The following is a 17,850-nucleotide window of genomic DNA, read 5'->3' as shown; positions in this document are numbered from 1 at the left end:
AATCAGAGGCGGTTGAACAAGCCAAGTCCGGCAAGCTTGCTGAAGGCCAACTGCGAGGCTTGCAGCATGTTCTGCTGAAGGTTCAGACGAATCAGCACTTCAGCCGGATCGGCTTCACGGATCGAACTCTGGGTGATGGTATTGGCCGATTGCAGCGCTTCGTTGGTCTCCGCCTGGACGTCCAGCGCCGCGCCGCGCCCACCGACCGAACTGATCGATTCAGCGACCTTGTCCGCTGCACTGGCCAGGTTGGCAATGGCCGAGTCCATCGACGCGAGGAAGTTCTGACGCGCGACCGGATCCTTATCGACCGGGCTTTCCAGCGCGGTACGCAACTGCTTGATGGTGTCCAGGACGTTCTGGTTCTGGTGGTTGTTGACCTGCACCGAGAACTGGTCGCCCGTTGCCGGTGCGCCGCTGAACGAGAAGTCGACACCCATGACCCGCGTCGGGCTGACCGTTGTATCGCCGCTGCCCAAGGGCCGGCTGTCGGCGGTCATCGGCTGAGCGTAGACATCAAAGGTGGTGGCGGTCTTGAACTTGATGACCGCGCCACCGCCTGGGAATGCGGCGTCATACTTGGCCTTGTCGCCAATCACCACGTTGCCCAGCTGGGCCATGGAGGTGTTGCCCGGGCTGCGCGAGCCGCCGATCTCGTCCGGCTTCGAGCCCAGGGTGAAGGTATGCCCGGCGATGGCGGCATCCGGATTGGCTTCATCGCCCGGCTTGAAGGTAATGCCCAGGCGCAGGTCGACACCGCGGAAGCTGATGTAGTCGTCGTCACCCTTGGGATCAAAGGTACCGCCTTTGCTGGCCTCCAGCGTCACGTCATTACCACCGGCGTCGGTGACTTTGAACTGGGTGCTGCTGGTGAATTCGATCGTGTACGGCTCACCACTGCGGAAGCGGTCGTTATAGATGGTGCTGCCCGACACCTGGCCATTGGACAGGCTGACGCGTCCGTCATTCGGGGTCGGCGCGGTCATCGTAGTCTGGCTGCGGCTGGTGTTGAGCGCTTGTTCGAAGACGCTGTAGCCGCTCTCGTTGGAAGCAACGCTGAGCATGTCGCCAACCTGCAGGCTGGTGGTGCCCTGGTCACCCTTGTACGAGTACGTGCCATCGGCGTTGCGTTCGAACGGCTTGGTATCGCCACGGGAGCCGGAGAAGATGTACTTGCCGTTCTCGTCGCGGCTGTTCATCAGGCTGAACAGCTGCTCTTCGAGCTGGGTCAGCTCTTGCGCGTTGGCCAGGCGATCCTTGTCGGTCATGTTGCCGCTGCCGGAGCTGATCGCCAGCTCCTTTACCCGCGCCAGCACGTTGGTAATGCTGGTGAGGGTGGTTTCAGAGGTGCTCAGGCTGCTGCGAAGGCTGGCGATGTTGCCGCTGTACTGGTCGATCATGTTGCTTTGCTGCTCGAGTTGCAGCAGGCGAGCAGCGCCGACCGGATCATCGGCGGCAGTACGGATGCGCAGCATGTCACTGGCTTGCTGCTGGGATTCGACAGCCTTGGCGAAGTTACGCTGATAGTTCGAAGTACTGTTGTTATAGAACTGGGCGGTAGAGATACGCACGGTCTACGTCTCCTTAAAGGCTGTTGATCAGCGTGCTGAAAGTTTCCTGGGCGATCTTGATGATCTGCGACGAGGCCGTGTAGTACTGCTGGTACTTGATCAGGTTGCCGGTCTCTTCATCCAGGTCGACACCCGACACCGAGTTACTGGCTTCGCTGGCCGACTTGCGCAGGGCACCGGTCGCATCGCTGTCGAGCTTGGCCTGGGCAGTCTTGCCGCCAACGTTCTCGACCAGCTTGCCGTAGGCATCGGTGAAACTGACGCCCCTGCCGTTATCGCCCAGGTCGATGGTCTGTTTGGTCTGCAGGTCAATGACTGCCTGGCCGTTGCGGTTGTCGGCAGAGCCGGCACCGGTCATGGCCACGGTGTAGTTGTCACCCTTCTTCGGCGCACCGGCCACGGTCATGTCGAAGCTGAAGGTCGCCGCCGGCGTGACGGCGTTGCCATTGGCATCGACGATCGGCACGTTGATCTGCAGCTTGTTTTCCTGCCCCGGAATGATGGTCCCGCTCGCGATCGGATCACCCTTGGCGTTGTGCACGGTGTAGGTCTGCGGGACGGTCTTCTCATCGCCGAACACCAGCTTGACCGGCGTCGAGTACTTCAGACCGTTCTCCAGCGCCAGGCGCTGGGTCGAATCGTAGATATCCAGCTTGGACGTCAGGTTCGGCTGGCCGATGATCCCGGTCCCCTGGTTACCCGCGCCACTGGTGGCATTGAGCGACGCCGCCAGGGCAATGCGCTTGGGATCGGTGAGCACGGTATCGATGCTGCCGGCCGCCCCGCGAGTCGGGGTGATCTTGAACGAATCGCCAGCCTGCACCGCACCGCCATTGAGGTTCAGGCTAAAGCCATCGATCACCTTGGGCGGATTGTCGTTAAGGTCGAAGGACCCCATGTCGGTACCGTCAGGCAGTTTCTTGACGCTGTAGCCGGTCGCGCTGGTGAAGGTCACCTGATAGTCGCTGGTGGTCAGCTTGCCGGTGTTCTTGATAGTCACATCAAGGTTGCCGGAGCCTGCACTGTTACCGGCCTTGGCAATGCTGCGCTGGCTGATCAGGGCCGCGCTGTTGATGTCATTGAACATCGACGCGCCGAAGTTGCCGTTCTTGTCGATCCCCTGGGCCAACTGGCTGTTGATCTGATCGGCAACCACCAGCGCGACCCGCCCCAGCTCGTTCAGGCTCGGGTCGAGCACATCGGTGCGGTAGCGCAGCACGCCGCCGATTTCACCACCGGTGACGCTGGCGGTGATATCGATCTTGGTAGTACCGCGATTGAGCTGCAGGTTCATCCGCGTCGGATCGGTCGGGCTGGCGACCGTGGACAGGGTATTGGTGCTCGTACCCAACACCAGCGACTGGCCGTTTTTCAGGTAGACATCCAGGTTGCCTTCGCGCTCGGTCACATCCACGCCCACCAGCTCGCTGAGCTGGCGCACCGCTTCGTTGCGCTTGTCGAGCAGGTCGTTGGGGCTGCCCTGCACCACCGAGACCCGCGAGATCTGGTCGTTGTACTGGGCAATGGCTGCGGTCAGGTTGTTGACCTGGGTGCTCATCGACGACAGGTTGCCGTTGAGGTTGCTGTTTTGCTGGTTGAGCTGCGCGGCGATGGTATTGAAGCGCTTGCTCAGGGCCTGGGCACTGGTCAGCAGCAACTGCCGCGAAGCATCTTCGGTAGGTTTGGCCGCGGCATTTTGCAGCGACGAGAAGAAGCTTTTCAGGGCACCGGTAATACCGGTGTCCTTGTCCGACAGGAGTTTGTCGATCGGCCCGATCTGGTCCAGATAGGCATTGCTGTCGCTGCTCAGCGACGAGGTGGTCCGCAGCTGGTTTTCCAGGAAGTTGTTGTACACCCGGCGCACGTCCGCCAGGGTGGTACCGGTTCCGATGAACACATGGCCTTCGCGAATCGAGCCTTTTGTGCTCTGGATATTCTGCTGGCGCGAGTAACCGGCGGTATCGACGTTGGTGATGTTGTTACCCGTGGTGTGCATACCTGACTGGGCATTGCTGGCACCGGATAAGCCGATATTGATCAAACTCGCCATGGTTCAAACCTTATAGTTTCGTTGTAGTACCGACAGCCGCATAGCTCTCGTACGACTTCATCTGTTTTGCGATCTGCGAAATCTTGCTGGCGTAGTCCGGGTCGGTTGCATACCCGGCCTTCTGCAGCTCCCGCACAAACTGTTCTGGCTTATCGGCCGACTTCACCGCTTCTTTATAGCGCGCGTTGTTCTGCAGCAGGCTGACCAGGTCATGGAAGCTGTCCTGGTAGGAGTCGTAGGAACGGAACGCTGCGGTCTCCTTGACGAACTGGCCGTCGCGGAACTCGCTGGTGATCGCCCGCGCCTGGCCGCCCTGCCAGTTGCCGGTGGCCTTGATGCCGAACAGGTTGTGGCTGCTGCTACCATCGGCCTGACGCATGACCGACTTGCCCCAGCCGGTTTCCAGCGCAGCCTGGGCCACCAGGTAGCGCGGATCGATACCGATGCGCTTGGCGGCTTGCTCGGCCATCGGCAGCATGGTGGCGACGAACTCATCGGAGGAGCCGAATGCGCGCTTGGCCGGCGCCAATGGCGGCTGGGCCACGGCGCGACCATAGATGCGCATCGAGCCCGGCGCGGCAAAGCTCTGCGCCGACTGCCAGTCACCCTTGACCACGGCATCGGTCATCGCCGTGGTGCGCTGCGGCAAGGCCGCGGTGTTGGTGGTGGCTGCGGCGGCACCGGCCGACGGCACGATGCCAGCCAGCAGGCGATCGGTCAGCTTGCCCGGCAGTGCCAGGCGCCGCGAATTGAGTGCGGCCATGTCGTTGCGTGCGGCCGTGGCGTGTTCACCGCGCTCAGGCTCGGCCACCTTGGCCGCCCACAACGGACGCTGCTGGATATCCACCCGCGGGAACGGGCTGTTGTTGCTCGCGGCACTGGCCTTCTGCTTGGACAACTGACGCATCAGCACTTCCTGCAAGCCGATACCACCGCCCTCGCGGGACATACTCACCGCCAGTTGCTGGTCGTACATCTGCTGGTACTGCTTGGTGGTCTCGGTGTTGAGCGGGTTGTCCTTGGCCAGCACATCGCTGGCCGAGCGCATCGACTTGAGCATCTCGTTGAGAAACAGCGACTCGAACTCCTGGGCCACCTTGCGCAGGTTGGCGTCGCTGTCGCGATCGCCGACCTTCAGCGAGTTCAGGCGATTGAGGTCGGTGTAGGCGCCACTGTCGGCAGCATTGAAGGCGCTTTTCGGCATATCCATGGTCCGCCCCCTCAGATCACGATCAGGTCGGCTTGCAAGGCGCCGGCCTGTTTCAGGGCTTCGAGGATCGCCATCAGGTCACCGGGCGCGGCGCCCACCTGATTCACCGCGCGGACGATTTCATCCAGGGTGGTACCCGGGCCGAACTTGAACATCGGCTTGGCTTCCTGCTCGGCATTGACTCGCGAGCGCGGCACTACGGCAGTCTCACCATTGGAGAACGGCCCAGGCTGGCTGACGATCGGGTCTTCGGTGATGGTCACCGTCAGGCTGCCGTGAGTCACCGCCGCCGGCGAGACCTTGACGTTCTGGCCGATGACGATGGTGCCGGTGCGCGAGTTGATGATGACTTTGGCCACGGCCTGGCCCGGATCGATTTCGAGGTTCTCGAGAATCGACAGGTAGTCGACCCGCTGGCTTGGATCGAGCGGTGCAGTGACTCGCACCGAACCACCGTCCAGGGCCTGGGCCACACCCGGGCCGAGCAGCTCGTTGACCTTGTCGACGATGCGCTTGGCGGTGGTGAAGTCCGGGCGATTGAGGTTCAGGGTCAGGCTGTTGCCCTGGTTGAAACCGCTGGGCACGGCACGCTCCACCGAGGCACCGCCAGGAATGCGGCCAGCCGACGGGACGTTGACGGTGATCTTCGAGCCATCGCGGCCTTCGGCATCGAAACCGCCGACCACCAGGTTGCCCTGAGCGATGGCGTAGACGTTACCGTCGATACCCTTGAGCGGGGTCATCAACAGGCTGCCGCCGCGCAGGCTCTTGGAGTTACCGATCGACGAGACGGTGATGTCCACCACCTGCCCCGGCTTGGCGAACGCCGGCAGGTCGGCATGCACCGACACCGCAGCGACGTTCTTCAGCTGCACGTTACCCGACCCCGGCGGCACCTTGATGCCGAACTGCGAGAGCATGTTGTTGAAGGTCTGCAGGGTGAACGGCGTTTGCGTGGTCTGGTCACCCGTGCCGTTGAGCCCCACCACCAGGCCGTAGCCGATCAGCTGGTTGGTGCGCACGCCGGAAATGCTGGCGATGTCCTTCAGACGCTCGGCCTGCACGGCGAACGCAGTGGACAGCAGAATCGTAGCGGCAATCAGCTGCTTGAAGTTGAACATGGTCATCCGAACCTAGAAAGGCCAAAGCGGGCTGATGAAGAACCGGTCAAGCCAACCCGGCTGGCTGGCATCGGCGAACGAGCCGGTGCCCGAGTAGGTAATGCGCGCATCGGCAACACGGGTCGAAGGCACGGTGTTGTCGGTGGCAATGTCATCGGCACGGATCATCCCGGCGATGCGCACCAGCTCGTCGCCGGTGTTGAGGGTCAGCCACTTCTCGCCGCGCACGGCAATGATGCCGTTGGGCAGCACGTCGGCAACGGTGACGGTGATCGAACCGGTCAGGGTGTTGCCCTGGGCCGCCTTGCTATCACCCTTGGTTGAGCGGTCGCCGCTGTAGCCGGCACTGAGGCTGAGGTCGCCATCACCAAACGGATTGTTGGTGGTCACGCTGCTGCCGAACAACGAGGTCAGGCCGAGTTCGGCCTTGCTGTTCTTGTCGATCTGCGAGTTGGCATTCTTGCTCGCCTGGGTGCGCTCGTTGAGGGTGATAGTGATGATGTCACCGACCCGGAAAGCCTTGCGGTCGCTGTACAGGTTCTGTTCGAAACCGGCCTGGTAGATCGAGCCGTTGTTGGCCGCCGCCGGCAATGGCGTGCGCGGCAATACCGGCGCGTAGTAGGGATCGTTGGGCTTGGGCGTCGGCGCGACGCAACCGGCCAGCAAGGCGACCCCACTCAGGGCTAGTATGCAAAACAAACGACTCATGACTCTGACCTCACGGTGTAACAGGCGCCGTTCAAGCGACCTCGAAGACTTCACTTACAGGTTCTGGGTAACGTACGAGAGCATCTGGTCGGCGGTGGAGATGACCTTGGAGTTCATTTCGTAGGCACGCTGGGTAGTGATCATGTTGACCAGCTCTTCCACGGTGCTGACGTTGGAGTTTTCCAGGGTCTGCTGCTGCACCACGCCAAAACCGTTGAGGCCCGGGGTACCGATTTGCGGCGCGCCGCTGGCGGCGGTTTCCAGGAACAGGTTGCTGCCCATGGCCTGCAGGCCGGCCGGGTTGATGAAGTCGGCGGTCTGGATGTTGCCGATGATCTGCGCCGCCGGGTTGCCGGCAGTGGTGATCGACACGGTGCCGTCCTGGCCGACGGTGAAGGTCTGCGCCTCGGGCGGCACGACGATCGCAGGCTCCAGGGCAAAGCCGTTGGCCGTGACGATCTGGCCATCGGAGTTCAGGTGGAAGGTACCGTCACGGGTGTACGAAACAGTGCCGTCCGGCTGCAAAATCTGGAAGAAGCCACGGCCATTGACCGCCATGTCCAGCGGGTTCTCGGTGGTCTGCAGGCTGCCGGTGCTGAAGTTCTTCTGGGTGCCGACGATGCGCACACCGGTACCGACTTGCAGGCCCGACGGCAGTTCGCTGTCCTGGGTCGACTGGGCACCCGGCTGACGCTTGATCTGGTAGAGCAGGTCCTGGAACTCGGCACGATCACGCTTGAAGCCGGTGGTCGAAACGTTGGCCAGGTTGTTGGAAATGGTGGTCAGGTTGGTGTCCTGGGCGGACAAACCGGTTTTACTGACCCAAAGAGCCGGAAGCATGCTGTTCTCCTCGCGCGCCTGTTTTACGGCGCTACGTCTGTGTAATTAGCCGATTTGCAAAACCCGAGCCATGGCTTCGTCGCCTTCCTTGGCCGTGGTCATCATCTTGACGTGCAATTCGAATTGACGGGACAGCGCCAACACCGAGGTCATTTCCTCGACCGCATTGACGTTGCTTGACTCCAGGAAACCGGAGACCACCTGGACGTTGGCATCGGCAGCGGCAGGCTGGCCGTTCTTGGTATGGATCATGCCGTCCAGGCCCTTGGTCATGTTCTTCAGGTCCGGGTTGACCAGCTTGATGCGGTCGACCTCGGCCATCACCCGCGGGCCTTCGCCCATGGCGCGAATACTGATGGTGCCGTCCTGGCCGACCTCGACCTTCTGCTCTGGCGGCACGGCAATCGGACCGCCGTTGCCCATCACCGGCATGCCGTTGCCGGCCCGCAGCACGCCCAGACCGTCAATGTTCAGGCTGGCGGTGCGCACATAGGCTTCACTGCCATCAGGGGCCTGCACGGCGATAAAACCGTCACCGCCGATGGCGATATCCAGGTCGCGACCGGTCTCCTGCATCGAGCCCGGGCTAAAATCGGTGGCCGGGCGCTCGGTCATGGCATAGGCCCGCGCCGGAAAGCTGTCACCAAACACCGGCATCGAACGCGCCTGCTCCAGGTCGCGCTGAAAACCGCTGGTGGAAATGTTCGCCAGGTTGTTGGCATGGGCCTTTTGCGCCAGCGCGTTCTGGCTGGCGCCGGTCATGGCCACGTATAGCATCTTGTCCACAGTCATCCTCCGCTGCGCTGGCGAACACTTGCCGTCCGCCGCTGCTCTGCAGTGCCTGTAGCAAGTTTCAAACCAACTTTTACAAACAACGGAAAACGCCCGGCAGACAAGGGCTTGAGCGGCGCACGAAGAGAACCGCGAGAGAAGCGCCGTCGAAAATACGGCGCCGGTTTGCCGCTAGCGGCAAGTTTCAGTAGTCACGGCAACCGGCATTGTTGAACGGCCCGGCAAACAGCTTCCAGCCCGGCCCCGGGGAAAACTGCGCGCACACCAGGCGACCGTCGGCCTGGCTTTCCCAGCGATACCATGGCGCCATGTCGGCCCAGGCCTGAGCGCCCAGCACTCCCGCAAGCAGCAAGGCAACACTTAAACGTCGCAGCATGATCCTTACCCTTGAAACGACAGACCCCTTCCGAGAAAGGGGTCTGTCCATACTCAACTCACGCCACCCGAATCAGGTCATCTGAATGATGGTCTGCATGATGGTGCTCTGGGTGGAGATGGTTTTGGCGTTGGCCTGGTAGTTGCTCTGCGCCTTGATCAGCTCGACCAGCTCGTTGGTCAGGTTGACGTTCGAGGCCTCCAGCGCGTTGGACTTGATCGCGCCCAGGGTGCCAGTGGTCGGCGCATCGATACCCGGAATGCCCGAGGCGAAGGTTTCTTTCCAGCGCGTACCGCCCATCTGCTCCAGGCCCTGCTCGTTGGCGAAGCTGGCGATGGCCACCTGGCCAATGGCGCGAGACTGCTGGTTGCTGAAGCTGGCGAACATTACACCGGTGGAGTCGATGCTCAGGCTGGAGAGAATGCCGGTGGCATAGCCGTCCTGGGACTGGGACATCCGCGCCGTCTCGGTGTTGTAGGAGGTGGTGCTGTTCATCGACAGACGCATGCCATCCGGGTTGCCGCTCGAACCGTTAGGACCCCACGTATTGGTGGTCTTGTTATACACCGCCGGAATCCAGCCCTTCATGGTGAAGGTGTTGTTGGCCACACTGAACTCGTACTGACCTGGCGGCGTGGTCGGCACACCGGCGGCACTGGTGGACATGGCCTTGATGCTGCCATCGGAGTTGAAGCTCATGGTGCCGGTCAGTGGCGTGGCGCTGGCCGGATCGTAGGGGTTGCGACCGTCGACCAGGGTGTACATGGTCCACTCGTTGGTGTCGGTCTTGCGGTAGTACTGCTCCATGACGTGCTCGTTACCCTGACTGTCGTAGACCTTGGTCGGGAACGACTTGGTGTAGGTGCTTTCGTCAGTCGGGTTGAACGGCGCGTTGGGGATAGTGGCAGCCGGGTTGCTCGGATCAGGCTTGGTCAACGGAATCGGCGATGCCGACGAGTTCAGGTTGATACCCTGGTCGATCAGCGTGGTCGACTTCGGCGCCAGCGCCGAGGTGTCGATCTTCAGATCGGTCAGCACGCCCTTGGCAATCTTGCCGGTGGAGTCAGCGGCGTAACCCTGCAGGCGGATACCGTCCGCGGTGACAACGTAGTTGTCCTTGTTGGTCTGGAACGCACCGGCACGGGTGTAGCTCAGCGAGCCATTGTCGCTGAGGACGAAAAAGCCCTGCCCCTGGATACCCATGTCCAGCACGTTGCCGGTGTTGTTGACATCACCCTGGCCAAACTGCTGCGACACCGCTGCCAGGGTCACGCCGTTACCGACGGTCTTGCTGCCGACACCGAGCTTGCTCGCCGAATAGGCGTCAGCGAACTCGGCACGGGACGATTTGAAGCCGGTGGTGGCAACGTTGGCGATGTTGTTGCCGGTCACGTCCAGTTGCTTGTTGGCTGCATAGAGACCGCTAAGGCCGATATTGAAAGACATCTTTCCACTCCTTGTGCCGCGTTAGCCGGCTCTATATACCGATGGTTTGGACTTTGGACAGGGCAACGCTGCCCAGGCCGGCGAGGTTGAGCATCAGCTCGCCACCCGTCTGACTGATAGTGACGCTGCTGACCGTGGCCGGCAGCAAGGTGTACATCTCCACCTGCTTGTCCTCGACCTTGGTCTTGGCGGCAAAGCTGTAGGTGCCCGGGTCGACTTTCTGGCCCGCGTCGTTGGTACCGTCCCAGATGAACTCGGCGTTGCCCGCCTTGGTTTCGCCCATCTGCAGGGTCTTGACCACCTTGCCATCCTTGTCGGTGATGGTGATGGTCGCGGCACTGATGCTCTGTGGCACCACCACGGAGCCGGTGAAGCTCTTGGTGGTGTCGACCACCGCCTTGTCGCTCTGGGTGATGACCGAACGGCCGACCAGCGACGAGGCCTGCAGGGCCTGGGACGACTTGTAGTTGCCGGTGATCGCATTGACCGACTCGTTCAGGCTGGTAATGCCTTCCAGGCTACTGAACTGCGCCAGCTGGGCGACGAATTCACTGTTGTCCTGCGGGTCGAGCGGGTTCTGGTGCTGCATCTGGGTAACCAGCAGCTGCAGGAACGCATCCTTGCCCAGGGTTTGCTTGTTGCCGGCCTTGGCGGCGACGGTGCTGCCCAGGGAACTGGTCTCAGTGGTCTTCTTGCCGGAAGACTTGATGACGTCGTTCAGGCTGAGCGTGCTGTCTTTGACGGTAGTAGCCATTGGCTTAGTCCTTTATCACTGACCCAGGGTCAGGACCTTCTGCATCATGGTTTTAGCCGTGTTCATCAGCTCGGCATTGGTCTGGAACGAGCGGCTGGCGGAGATCATGTCAGCCATTTCTTCCACCACGTTGACGTTCGGGTAGTAGACATAGCCGTCCTTGTTCGCCGCCGGATGATTCGGCTCGTAGCGCGCCTCGAGGTTGCTCTGGTCTTCGACCACGCCAAGCACCTGCACGCCCTGCCCTGCAGCGTCCTGGTCCTGGAACAGCGATTGGCTGACACCGGCCTGGGCCTGCTGGAAGGTGGTGGCGAATACCGGATGACGGGCGCGGTAGGTCTGGTCGATGCTCGACGAGACGGTCTCGGCGTTGGCGATGTTCGAAGCGACGGTGTTCAGACGCGTGGTCTGGGCGCTCATGCCGCTACCGGCAATGTTGAAGACACTGGCGAGGGACATGACTTACTCTCCGCGCAGGGCCGATACCAGCCCTTTGAATTTACTGTTGAGCAGCGTGAAGCTGGCCTGGAAGCCCACGGCGTTTTCCGCGTAGCTCGATTGCTCGAGCTGGGCATCGACGGTGTTCTGGTCGATCGACGGTTGCATCGGCGTACGGTACTGCAGGGACTCGTCACCCATGCTCAGGCCTTCGGCCTCGATGTGCCGGGCGTTGGTACGATCCAGCGAGAAATGGCCCTTGCTGGTCTGCTCGGCCTGGGCCGCCAGGACCGAAGCGAAGTCCATGTCGCGCGCCTTGTAGTTCGGCGTGTCGGCGTTGGCGATGTTGTTGGCCAGCACCTCGGCGCGCTGGGCGCGAAAGCCCAATGCCTTTTCGTGGATGCCGAGCGCTTTGTCGAAGCTGATGCTCATGTCGGGGAAACCTTCGAAGGTTTTTCGTTGACTGAGCTAGAGCAAGAGCCATGCCAAAAAACAAAACCCCGTAAATACGGGGCTTTGAGGTGTTTGCCGGTGGCGGCAATGCCAGAAAAGTGGCAAAAGAGCGGCAAGCGGCAAGCTTCAAGCGGCAAGAACAAGCCAGGCGGTGCACGATCTGCTCTTTCTTGCCGCTTGAAGCTTGTGGCTTGCCGCTAAGGCCTATTTGGCCTGGTAAATGATCCCCGGGCTGCACTGGACCATCTGGTAATGATCCGGCAAGCCATTGAGCGCCTCGGAAGCGCCAAGGAACAGGTAGCCACCCGGCTTGAGCGTGCCGTGAATGCGCAGGAGGATGTCCTTCTTGACCTGGGCCGAGAAGTAGATCAGCACGTTGCGGCAGAACACGATGTCGAATTTGCCCAGGCTCGCGTAGCTGTCGAGCAGGTTGAACGAGCGAAATTCGACACGGCTGCGGATCGGCGCCTTGATCGCCCAGCGCCCCGGCCCCTTGACGTCGAAGTAGCGCTGCAGGCGCTCCTGGGACAGGCCGCGGGCAATCGCCAGGCTGTCGTACTCGCCGGTCTTGCAGTTGGTCAGCATCGAGCCGGACAGGTCGGTGGCAACGATCTGCGCCCCCATCTTCAACTGGCCGATATTGCTGCGCTCGAACTCGTCGATGGCCATGGAGATGGAATACGGCTCCTGCCCCGACGAGCAGGCCGCCGACCAGATGCGCAGGCGCTGACCGGGGTTGGCCTTGATCTGCTCGGGCAATACCTTGTTCTTGAGCACTTCAAACGGATAGGTGTCGCGAAACCAGAGGGTTTCGTTGGTGGTCATGGCATCGACCACCTGCTCGCGCAAGCCACTGCGCGGCTGGCTCTGGATCCGTTGCACCAGTTCGCTCAGGGACTTGATGCCCTGCTGCTCCATCAGCTTGTTGAGACGGCTGGAGACCAGGTATTGCTTATTTTCGCCCAGCAGGATGCCACAGGCTTTTTCCAGGAAGACCCGGAACTGTTCGAAATCCAAATTACCCGTAGACAATGATGCCGCCTCTTAAATCGTATGTACCGCCAGGGGCGATCGCCCCTGGCCGTTAGTGCGTGGCCTTGATCCGATCAACAACGCGCTGGGCGAGGTCGTCCGGCCGGAATTTGGCCAGGAAGTCATCGGCACCGACCTTCTTGACCATCGCCTGGTTGAACACCCCGGACAGCGAAGTATGCAGGATGATGTGCAACTTTTGCATGCGCGGGTCGCTGCGAATCTCGGCGGTCAGGGTGTAGCCGTCCATCTCCGGCATCTCGATATCGGAGATCATCATCAGGAACTCTTCTTCCGGACGCTTGCCCTCGTCGACCAGCTTGCGCAGGTAGTCGAGCGCCTGGCGGCCATCGTTGAGCGCCACCACCTCGACGCCGACGGTCTGCAGGCAACGGCTGACCTGCTTGCGCGCCACCGACGAGTCATCGACCGTCAGCACCCGCAGCATCACCGCCTTGTCCTGCACCTCGGCATCGACCACACCGGCGGAAATCGCCTCGGAGGTCGGCGCCACTTCGGCGAGGATTTTCTCCACGTCGATGATTTCGACCATCTTGTTGTCGACCCGGGTCACTGCCGTCAGGTAGTGATCGCGCCCGGTGCCCTTGGGTGGCGGATGGATCTCCTCCCAGTTCATGTTGACGATGCGCTCCACCGAATGCACCAGAAACCCCTGGGTCTTGGTGTTGTACTCGGTGATGATGACGAAGCTCTTGCTTGTTTCTTCACTCAGACCGGGCATCCCGGTCGCCATCGCCAGATCGAGGATCGGGATGGTTGCCCCACGAATATTCGCGACCCCGCGCACTACCGGGCTGGACTTGGGCATCACCGTCAGGTTCGGGCATTGCAACACTTCCCGCACCTTGAACACGTTGATGCCGTAGAGCTGCTCGCCATTGAGGCGAAACAACAGCAGCTCCAGGCGGTTCTGCCCTACCAGTTGCGTGCGCTGGTTCACCGAATCCATTACACCAGCCATGCCAGACTCCTTCACCAAACGCTTCGAGCTTCGTACCCAGTCGGCACGCGCTTTGCTTTTTTTAATCGTATGAACACGAAAACGACATTTTTCCGACGCCTGACCCGCCACCTGCCCGGCTTCCTTGCTGCGCTGTGCCTGCTGGCCCCTGGCGTTCGAACTCTGGCTGACGCTTTCACCTTGCCTGAACAGCTTATCGGTGTCACCCAGGGGTTTCTTGAATTCACCGTAGAAGACTATCTGGCCACCAGCCAGACCGAGGGCCGCTACGAGATCCAGGTCAACAACCTCGACCCGCGCCTGCGCATGCCGCTGTGCGACCAGCAACTGGGCGCCTCGCTGGAGAGCCCGGCGCAGCCATTGGGCCGTGTCACCGTGCGGGTTCGCTGCGACGGCAGCTCACCGTGGACGGTGTTCGTGCCCGCCCAGGTACGCCTGTTTCGCAATGTCGTGACCGTGGTCCGCCCGCTCAAGCGCGACAGCATTGTCGGTGAACAGGACGTAGCCCTGCGCGAGCGCGATGTAGGCATGCTCAACCAGGGTTTTCTCGGCAACCTCGACCAGGCAGTCGGGCTCAAGGTTATCCGACCAACGGTCATGGACCAGGTACTCACCCCCCAGCACCTGGAGCAGGCCGAGGTGGTGCGCAAGGGTGATCAGGTGGTGATTACCGCGCGCAGCGGCAGCCTGGCCGTGCGCATGCCCGGCGAAGCCCTGAGCAAGGGCGGCCTGAGCGAACAGATCCGGGTGCGCAACCTCAACTCCAAACGGGTGGTCAAGGCCAGGGTGACCGGCCCGGGCCAGGTGGAAGTGGCCATGTAAGTACTTGAATCAGGAACAACACTGGCGATCAGGAACTGCTTTTCCTAAACTGTGTCCCATTGGGTGCCCAGAACTGGCCGCGCAGGCCGCCGTGCATTTGCGCCTAAAGTTTCTTTCGGGTTGGCCGAAAACAAGGCAAGCGTCCAAATACCCAGAGGTTTTCTGATCATGGTCATCGACTTCAGTCGTTTGAATAACTCCCCGTCGGTTGCCGGCGGCGTGCGCACTGGCAGCAGCCAGGAAAGTACTGCCAGCACGGCTTCGGCCAAGGCCGGCAGCGCCGTTGAGCACAGCGCCAGCGGGGAAACCGTACACCTGAGCCACGAGGCCCAGCAGTTGCAAAAGGTCAGCGACAAGCTGCGCGACCAGCCGATTGTCAACAGCGCCCGGGTGGCCGAGTTGAAACAGGCTATCGCCGACGGCAGCTACCAGGTCGACAGCAACCGCGTCGCCAGCAAACTGCTTAATTTCGAAGCCCAGCGCTAGCCCCTGGCGCGCTGACTTCAGGACGCTTGAACCAAAGAGCCAGCCATGCACGACACCACTCTGCTGCAACTGATCGAGAGCGATATTGCTCCAGCGCAAGATCTACTCGAGTTACTGCAAACCGAAGCCGCTGCCCTGCACGGTCGCGACATGCCGCTGCTGGAAAACATCCTGGCGCGCAAACAGTCGCTGGTGATCCAGCTCGATCAGCAAGGCCGCCGACGCAGCGAGCTGCTGGCCAGCCTGGGCCTTTCCCAGGACCGCGAGGGTGTTGCCCAACTGGCCAGCCAGTCGCCTCTGGGTGAACTGCTGCTGCAACAACTGGACGCACTGGGCAAATTGCTGGGCGACTGCCAGGCAGTCAATGAGCGCAACGGCCGCGCCATCCTGCTCCAGCAGAGCACCACGGCCAACCAGATCAAAATCCTCATGGGCGGCGAAACACCGTCGCTTTACGACAGCCGTGGGTCAACCTCTCCCCTTGCCAAGCCACAGGCACTCAGCCAGGCTTGATTCCCTGTATCAAGGCACGGAACATACTGGCAAAATGCCGTAACTTGCGTGTGACGTTTTTGCCTGGAGATTGATTAACCGTGTTCAATGAAGCAGAAGCTCCGCAGCCTCCGAAGGTGCTGACTACCCCTTTGGAAATTGCCGCCAACTTGCGGTCGCTGCAAGAGAGCCATGACCCGCTGATCATCACCTTCCACGAACGCAGCCAGCGTTTTCAAAGCTATGTGGTCGAAGTCGACCGCGAAGGCAATCGCCTGGCCCTTGATGAAATGATCCCCCGTGACGGCGAACGCTACCTGCAGAATGGCGAACCGTTTCGCGTCGAAGGCTTTCATGATGGTGTGCGCATCGCCTGGGAGTGCAACACCCCACTGAGCATTGTCGAGGCCGACGGCCATCGCAGCTACCGCGGCACCCTGCCCAGCGAAGTGGCCTATCACCAGCGCCGCAATGCCTTTCGCGCGGCACTCAAGCTTACCCAGCTAGTGGATGTTGTCCTCGACGGCGACAAGCTCAAGGGCAATGGTGCCCTGCGCGGCAAACTGCTGGACATTTCCGCCACCGGCTGCAAGTTGCGCTTCGAAGGCAATGTCGAAGAGCGCCTGCAACTGGGCCAGGTCTACGAAAAGTTCGCCACCGGTGTGCCGCTGGGCTTGTCTCAGGTTGAGGTGGAACTGCGCCACTTGCACTTCGAAGAGCGTATCAACGCCACCTTCGCCGGCGTGCGCTTTCACAACCTCAACGGGCAGATGCAGCGCAAGATTGAAACCTTTGTCTATCAGTTGCAGCGTGAAGCGCGGCGCTTCGATAAAGACGACTACTGAGTCGACCCCTATCGCGGGTCAAGCCTGCCCCCCGTGTGGGAGCGGGCTTGACCCGCGATGGCATCACACCTGCATCGGCTTGACCTCTTCAGCCACAACCTCAGCTTCAGCCCCCTCCTCCGCCTCGGTATCCTCTGCTGCCACCGGCGTCTGCATCTGATCCTGCACCACCTGCTCGTCAACCCGTGGGTCCAGCGCTGCCGACAATGGCGAACCGGCCGCCGGCATGGCCACGTGATGCAGCGGCGCGTCGTCGACCTGGTGCAGGCCGGTAACCGCTTTCGGACGGATGCGCCAGACCAGCACCAGGGCGAAGAAGACGAAGAAGGCATAGAGCATCTGGTTGCCCAGCACCTTCATCAGCACCCCGGCCACCAGCGGCCCGATACTCGCGCCTACGCCATAGGTCACCAGCAGCATTGCCGTCAGCGAAACCCGTCGCTCGCTCTCGACGTGGTCGTTGGAGAACGCCACCGCCAGCGGGTACAGGCAGAACTGCAGCAATGACACGGCAAAGCCGACTACGAACAGCACCTCCAGCGGCACGCTGGGCATGATCGCCAGCGGCAAGGCGACAATCGCCAGGCCCACCGCAACACTGCGAATCAGCACGGCGCGGTCGTAGCGATCGGACAACCAGCCCAGCGGCCACTGCACCAGCAGCCCGGCAAAAATACAGCAGCCCATGAACAGACCGACCTGCTCGGTACTCAACCCCTGCTTGGCTGCATACAACGGTGCCAGGCCATAGAAGGAACCGACAATGAGCCCGGCACCGAGCACCGTACTCAGCGACTGCGGCACACGCTTGATAAAGAAGCGCGGCTCCATCGGCGCAGGCCGCAGCGGCGCCGGGTGAATCCGCCGAGTGAGCGCCACCGGCACCAGGCACAGGGCAAAACACATGGCCACCAGCATCAGCAGCTCAAGGCCCAGCTGCGGGTGCGCCACCAGAATCAACTGGCCGAGCACCAGCCCCAGATACGAGGCGATCATGTAGCCACTGAATACCGCACCACGCTGCTTGGCGTCAGCCTGCTCGTTAAGCCAGCTCTCGATGACCATGTACTGGCACATCATCCCCAGGCCGACGATGACCCGCAGTACCACCCAGGCCGGCAACCAGCTGACCAGACCATGGCCGAGCACCGCCGCCCCGACGATACCGGCGCAGGTAGCGTAGGCACGGATATGCCCGACCCGGGCAATCAGCCGGTGGCCGATCTTGCCGCCCAGGGCCAGGCCGAAATAGTTGGCGGCCATCAGTGCACCGACCCAGAGGCTGTCGACATGATCGGCAGCCAGGCGCAGGGCCAGGTAGGTACTCAACAAGCCGGAGCCGATCAACATCATCAGCGCCGCGAAATACAGCGCGCGAAAAGACTTCCAGATCTGTCGCATCAGCGTCCCGATTGGCTCCTTGAGCGGATGG

General features: G+C 61.5%; 19 protein-coding genes. 4 read left to right on the top strand and 15 right to left on the bottom strand.

Annotation, left to right across the window (positions count from 1 at the left end; all coding sequences use genetic code 11):
• Window positions 1–2: 2 nt before the first annotated feature.
• The 14 genes from PspR32_RS07485 to PspR32_RS07420 all read right to left on the bottom strand — a co-directional run bounded on the left by PspR32_RS07485 (window position 3) and on the right by PspR32_RS07420 (window position 13,773).
• The gene (locus tag PspR32_RS07485; protein ID WP_036994316.1) at window positions 3–1,571 is read right to left on the bottom strand and encodes a flagellar hook-associated protein 3; all 1,569 of its coding nucleotides are present in this window, start codon (window positions 1,569–1,571) and stop codon (window positions 3–5) included.
• A 13-nt stretch (window positions 1,572–1,584) separates the two neighbouring features.
• A complete protein-coding gene (flgK, locus tag PspR32_RS07480) occupies window positions 1,585–3,621 on the bottom strand; it encodes a flagellar hook-associated protein FlgK (protein WP_036994314.1) in 2,037 nt (678 codons plus the stop codon).
• 10 nt (window positions 3,622–3,631) lie between these two features.
• A complete protein-coding gene (flgJ, locus tag PspR32_RS07475) occupies window positions 3,632–4,831 on the bottom strand; it encodes a flagellar assembly peptidoglycan hydrolase FlgJ (RefSeq protein ID WP_036994312.1) in 1,200 nt (399 codons plus the stop codon).
• 11 nt (window positions 4,832–4,842) lie between these two features.
• On the bottom strand, window positions 4,843–5,952 hold the full coding sequence (locus tag PspR32_RS07470) for a flagellar basal body P-ring protein FlgI (protein WP_010224970.1): 1,110 nt from the start codon (window positions 5,950–5,952) through the stop codon (window positions 4,843–4,845).
• 12 nt (window positions 5,953–5,964) lie between these two features.
• A complete protein-coding gene (gene flgH / locus PspR32_RS07465) occupies window positions 5,965–6,660 on the bottom strand; it encodes a flagellar basal body L-ring protein FlgH (RefSeq protein WP_010224969.1) in 696 nt (231 codons plus the stop codon).
• Between the two features lie 54 nt (window positions 6,661–6,714).
• Window positions 6,715–7,500 (bottom strand): flagellar basal-body rod protein FlgG, encoded by a 786-nt coding sequence (gene flgG / locus PspR32_RS07460; protein WP_010224968.1) that lies wholly within the window; start codon window positions 7,498–7,500, stop codon window positions 6,715–6,717.
• Between the two features lie 45 nt (window positions 7,501–7,545).
• Window positions 7,546–8,286 carry a flagellar basal body rod protein FlgF gene (locus tag PspR32_RS07455; RefSeq protein WP_010224966.1) on the bottom strand — a complete coding sequence of 247 codons (741 nt, stop codon included), beginning with the start codon at window positions 8,284–8,286 and terminating at the stop codon, window positions 7,546–7,548.
• A 190-nt stretch (window positions 8,287–8,476) separates the two neighbouring features.
• Entirely contained in the window at window positions 8,477–8,668 is a 192-nt protein-coding gene (locus PspR32_RS07450; RefSeq protein WP_010224963.1) for a hypothetical protein, read from the bottom strand.
• A 72-nt stretch (window positions 8,669–8,740) separates the two neighbouring features.
• A complete protein-coding gene (flgE, locus tag PspR32_RS07445) occupies window positions 8,741–10,114 on the bottom strand; it encodes a flagellar hook protein FlgE (RefSeq protein WP_010224962.1) in 1,374 nt (457 codons plus the stop codon).
• 31 nt (window positions 10,115–10,145) lie between these two features.
• A complete protein-coding gene (gene flgD, locus PspR32_RS07440; protein ID WP_159388271.1) occupies window positions 10,146–10,868 on the bottom strand; it encodes a flagellar hook assembly protein FlgD in 723 nt (240 codons plus the stop codon).
• A 15-nt stretch (window positions 10,869–10,883) separates the two neighbouring features.
• On the bottom strand, window positions 10,884–11,327 hold the full coding sequence (gene flgC, locus PspR32_RS07435) for a flagellar basal body rod protein FlgC (RefSeq protein ID WP_010224960.1): 444 nt from the start codon (window positions 11,325–11,327) through the stop codon (window positions 10,884–10,886).
• A 3-nt stretch (window positions 11,328–11,330) separates the two neighbouring features.
• Window positions 11,331–11,738: a flagellar basal body rod protein FlgB gene (flgB, locus tag PspR32_RS07430; RefSeq protein ID WP_010224959.1), complete on the bottom strand. Its 408-nt coding sequence runs from the start codon at window positions 11,736–11,738 to the stop codon at window positions 11,331–11,333.
• Between the two features lie 225 nt (window positions 11,739–11,963).
• Window positions 11,964–12,791, bottom strand: coding sequence for a protein-glutamate O-methyltransferase CheR (gene cheR, locus PspR32_RS07425; protein WP_010224957.1), 828 nt, complete (start codon window positions 12,789–12,791; stop codon window positions 11,964–11,966).
• Window positions 12,792–12,843: 52 nt separating this feature from the next.
• Window positions 12,844–13,773 carry a chemotaxis protein CheV gene (locus PspR32_RS07420; RefSeq protein ID WP_010224956.1) on the bottom strand — a complete coding sequence of 310 codons (930 nt, stop codon included), beginning with the start codon at window positions 13,771–13,773 and terminating at the stop codon, window positions 12,844–12,846.
• A gap of 69 nt (window positions 13,774–13,842) precedes the next feature.
• On the opposite strand from PspR32_RS07420, the gene flgA reads away from it, so the two are divergent.
• From flgA to PspR32_RS07400, 4 genes are all read left to right on the top strand, one after another.
• Window positions 13,843–14,595, top strand: a complete 753-nt coding sequence (gene flgA / locus PspR32_RS07415) for a flagellar basal body P-ring formation chaperone FlgA (RefSeq protein WP_010224954.1) — start codon at window positions 13,843–13,845, stop codon at window positions 14,593–14,595.
• Between the two features lie 168 nt (window positions 14,596–14,763).
• The gene (gene flgM, locus PspR32_RS07410) at window positions 14,764–15,081 is read left to right on the top strand and encodes a flagellar biosynthesis anti-sigma factor FlgM (RefSeq protein ID WP_010224952.1); all 318 of its coding nucleotides are present in this window, start codon (window positions 14,764–14,766) and stop codon (window positions 15,079–15,081) included.
• A gap of 45 nt (window positions 15,082–15,126) precedes the next feature.
• Entirely contained in the window at window positions 15,127–15,594 is a 468-nt protein-coding gene (locus PspR32_RS07405; protein ID WP_010224951.1) for a flagella synthesis protein FlgN, read from the top strand.
• Between the two features lie 80 nt (window positions 15,595–15,674).
• Window positions 15,675–16,418, top strand: a complete 744-nt coding sequence (locus PspR32_RS07400) for a flagellar brake protein (protein WP_010224950.1) — start codon at window positions 15,675–15,677, stop codon at window positions 16,416–16,418.
• A 63-nt stretch (window positions 16,419–16,481) separates the two neighbouring features.
• Here the strand turns inward: PspR32_RS07400 and PspR32_RS07395 are convergent, their stop codons facing one another.
• A complete protein-coding gene (locus PspR32_RS07395; protein WP_036994460.1) occupies window positions 16,482–17,819 on the bottom strand; it encodes an MFS transporter in 1,338 nt (445 codons plus the stop codon).
• Window positions 17,820–17,850: the final 31 nt, after the last annotated feature.

The organism is Pseudomonas sp. R32 (assembly GCF_009866705.1).
Taxonomy (GTDB): domain Bacteria; phylum Pseudomonadota; class Gammaproteobacteria; order Pseudomonadales; family Pseudomonadaceae; genus Aquipseudomonas; species Aquipseudomonas donghuensis.
This window is presented reverse-complemented; position numbering and strand designations above follow the sequence as displayed.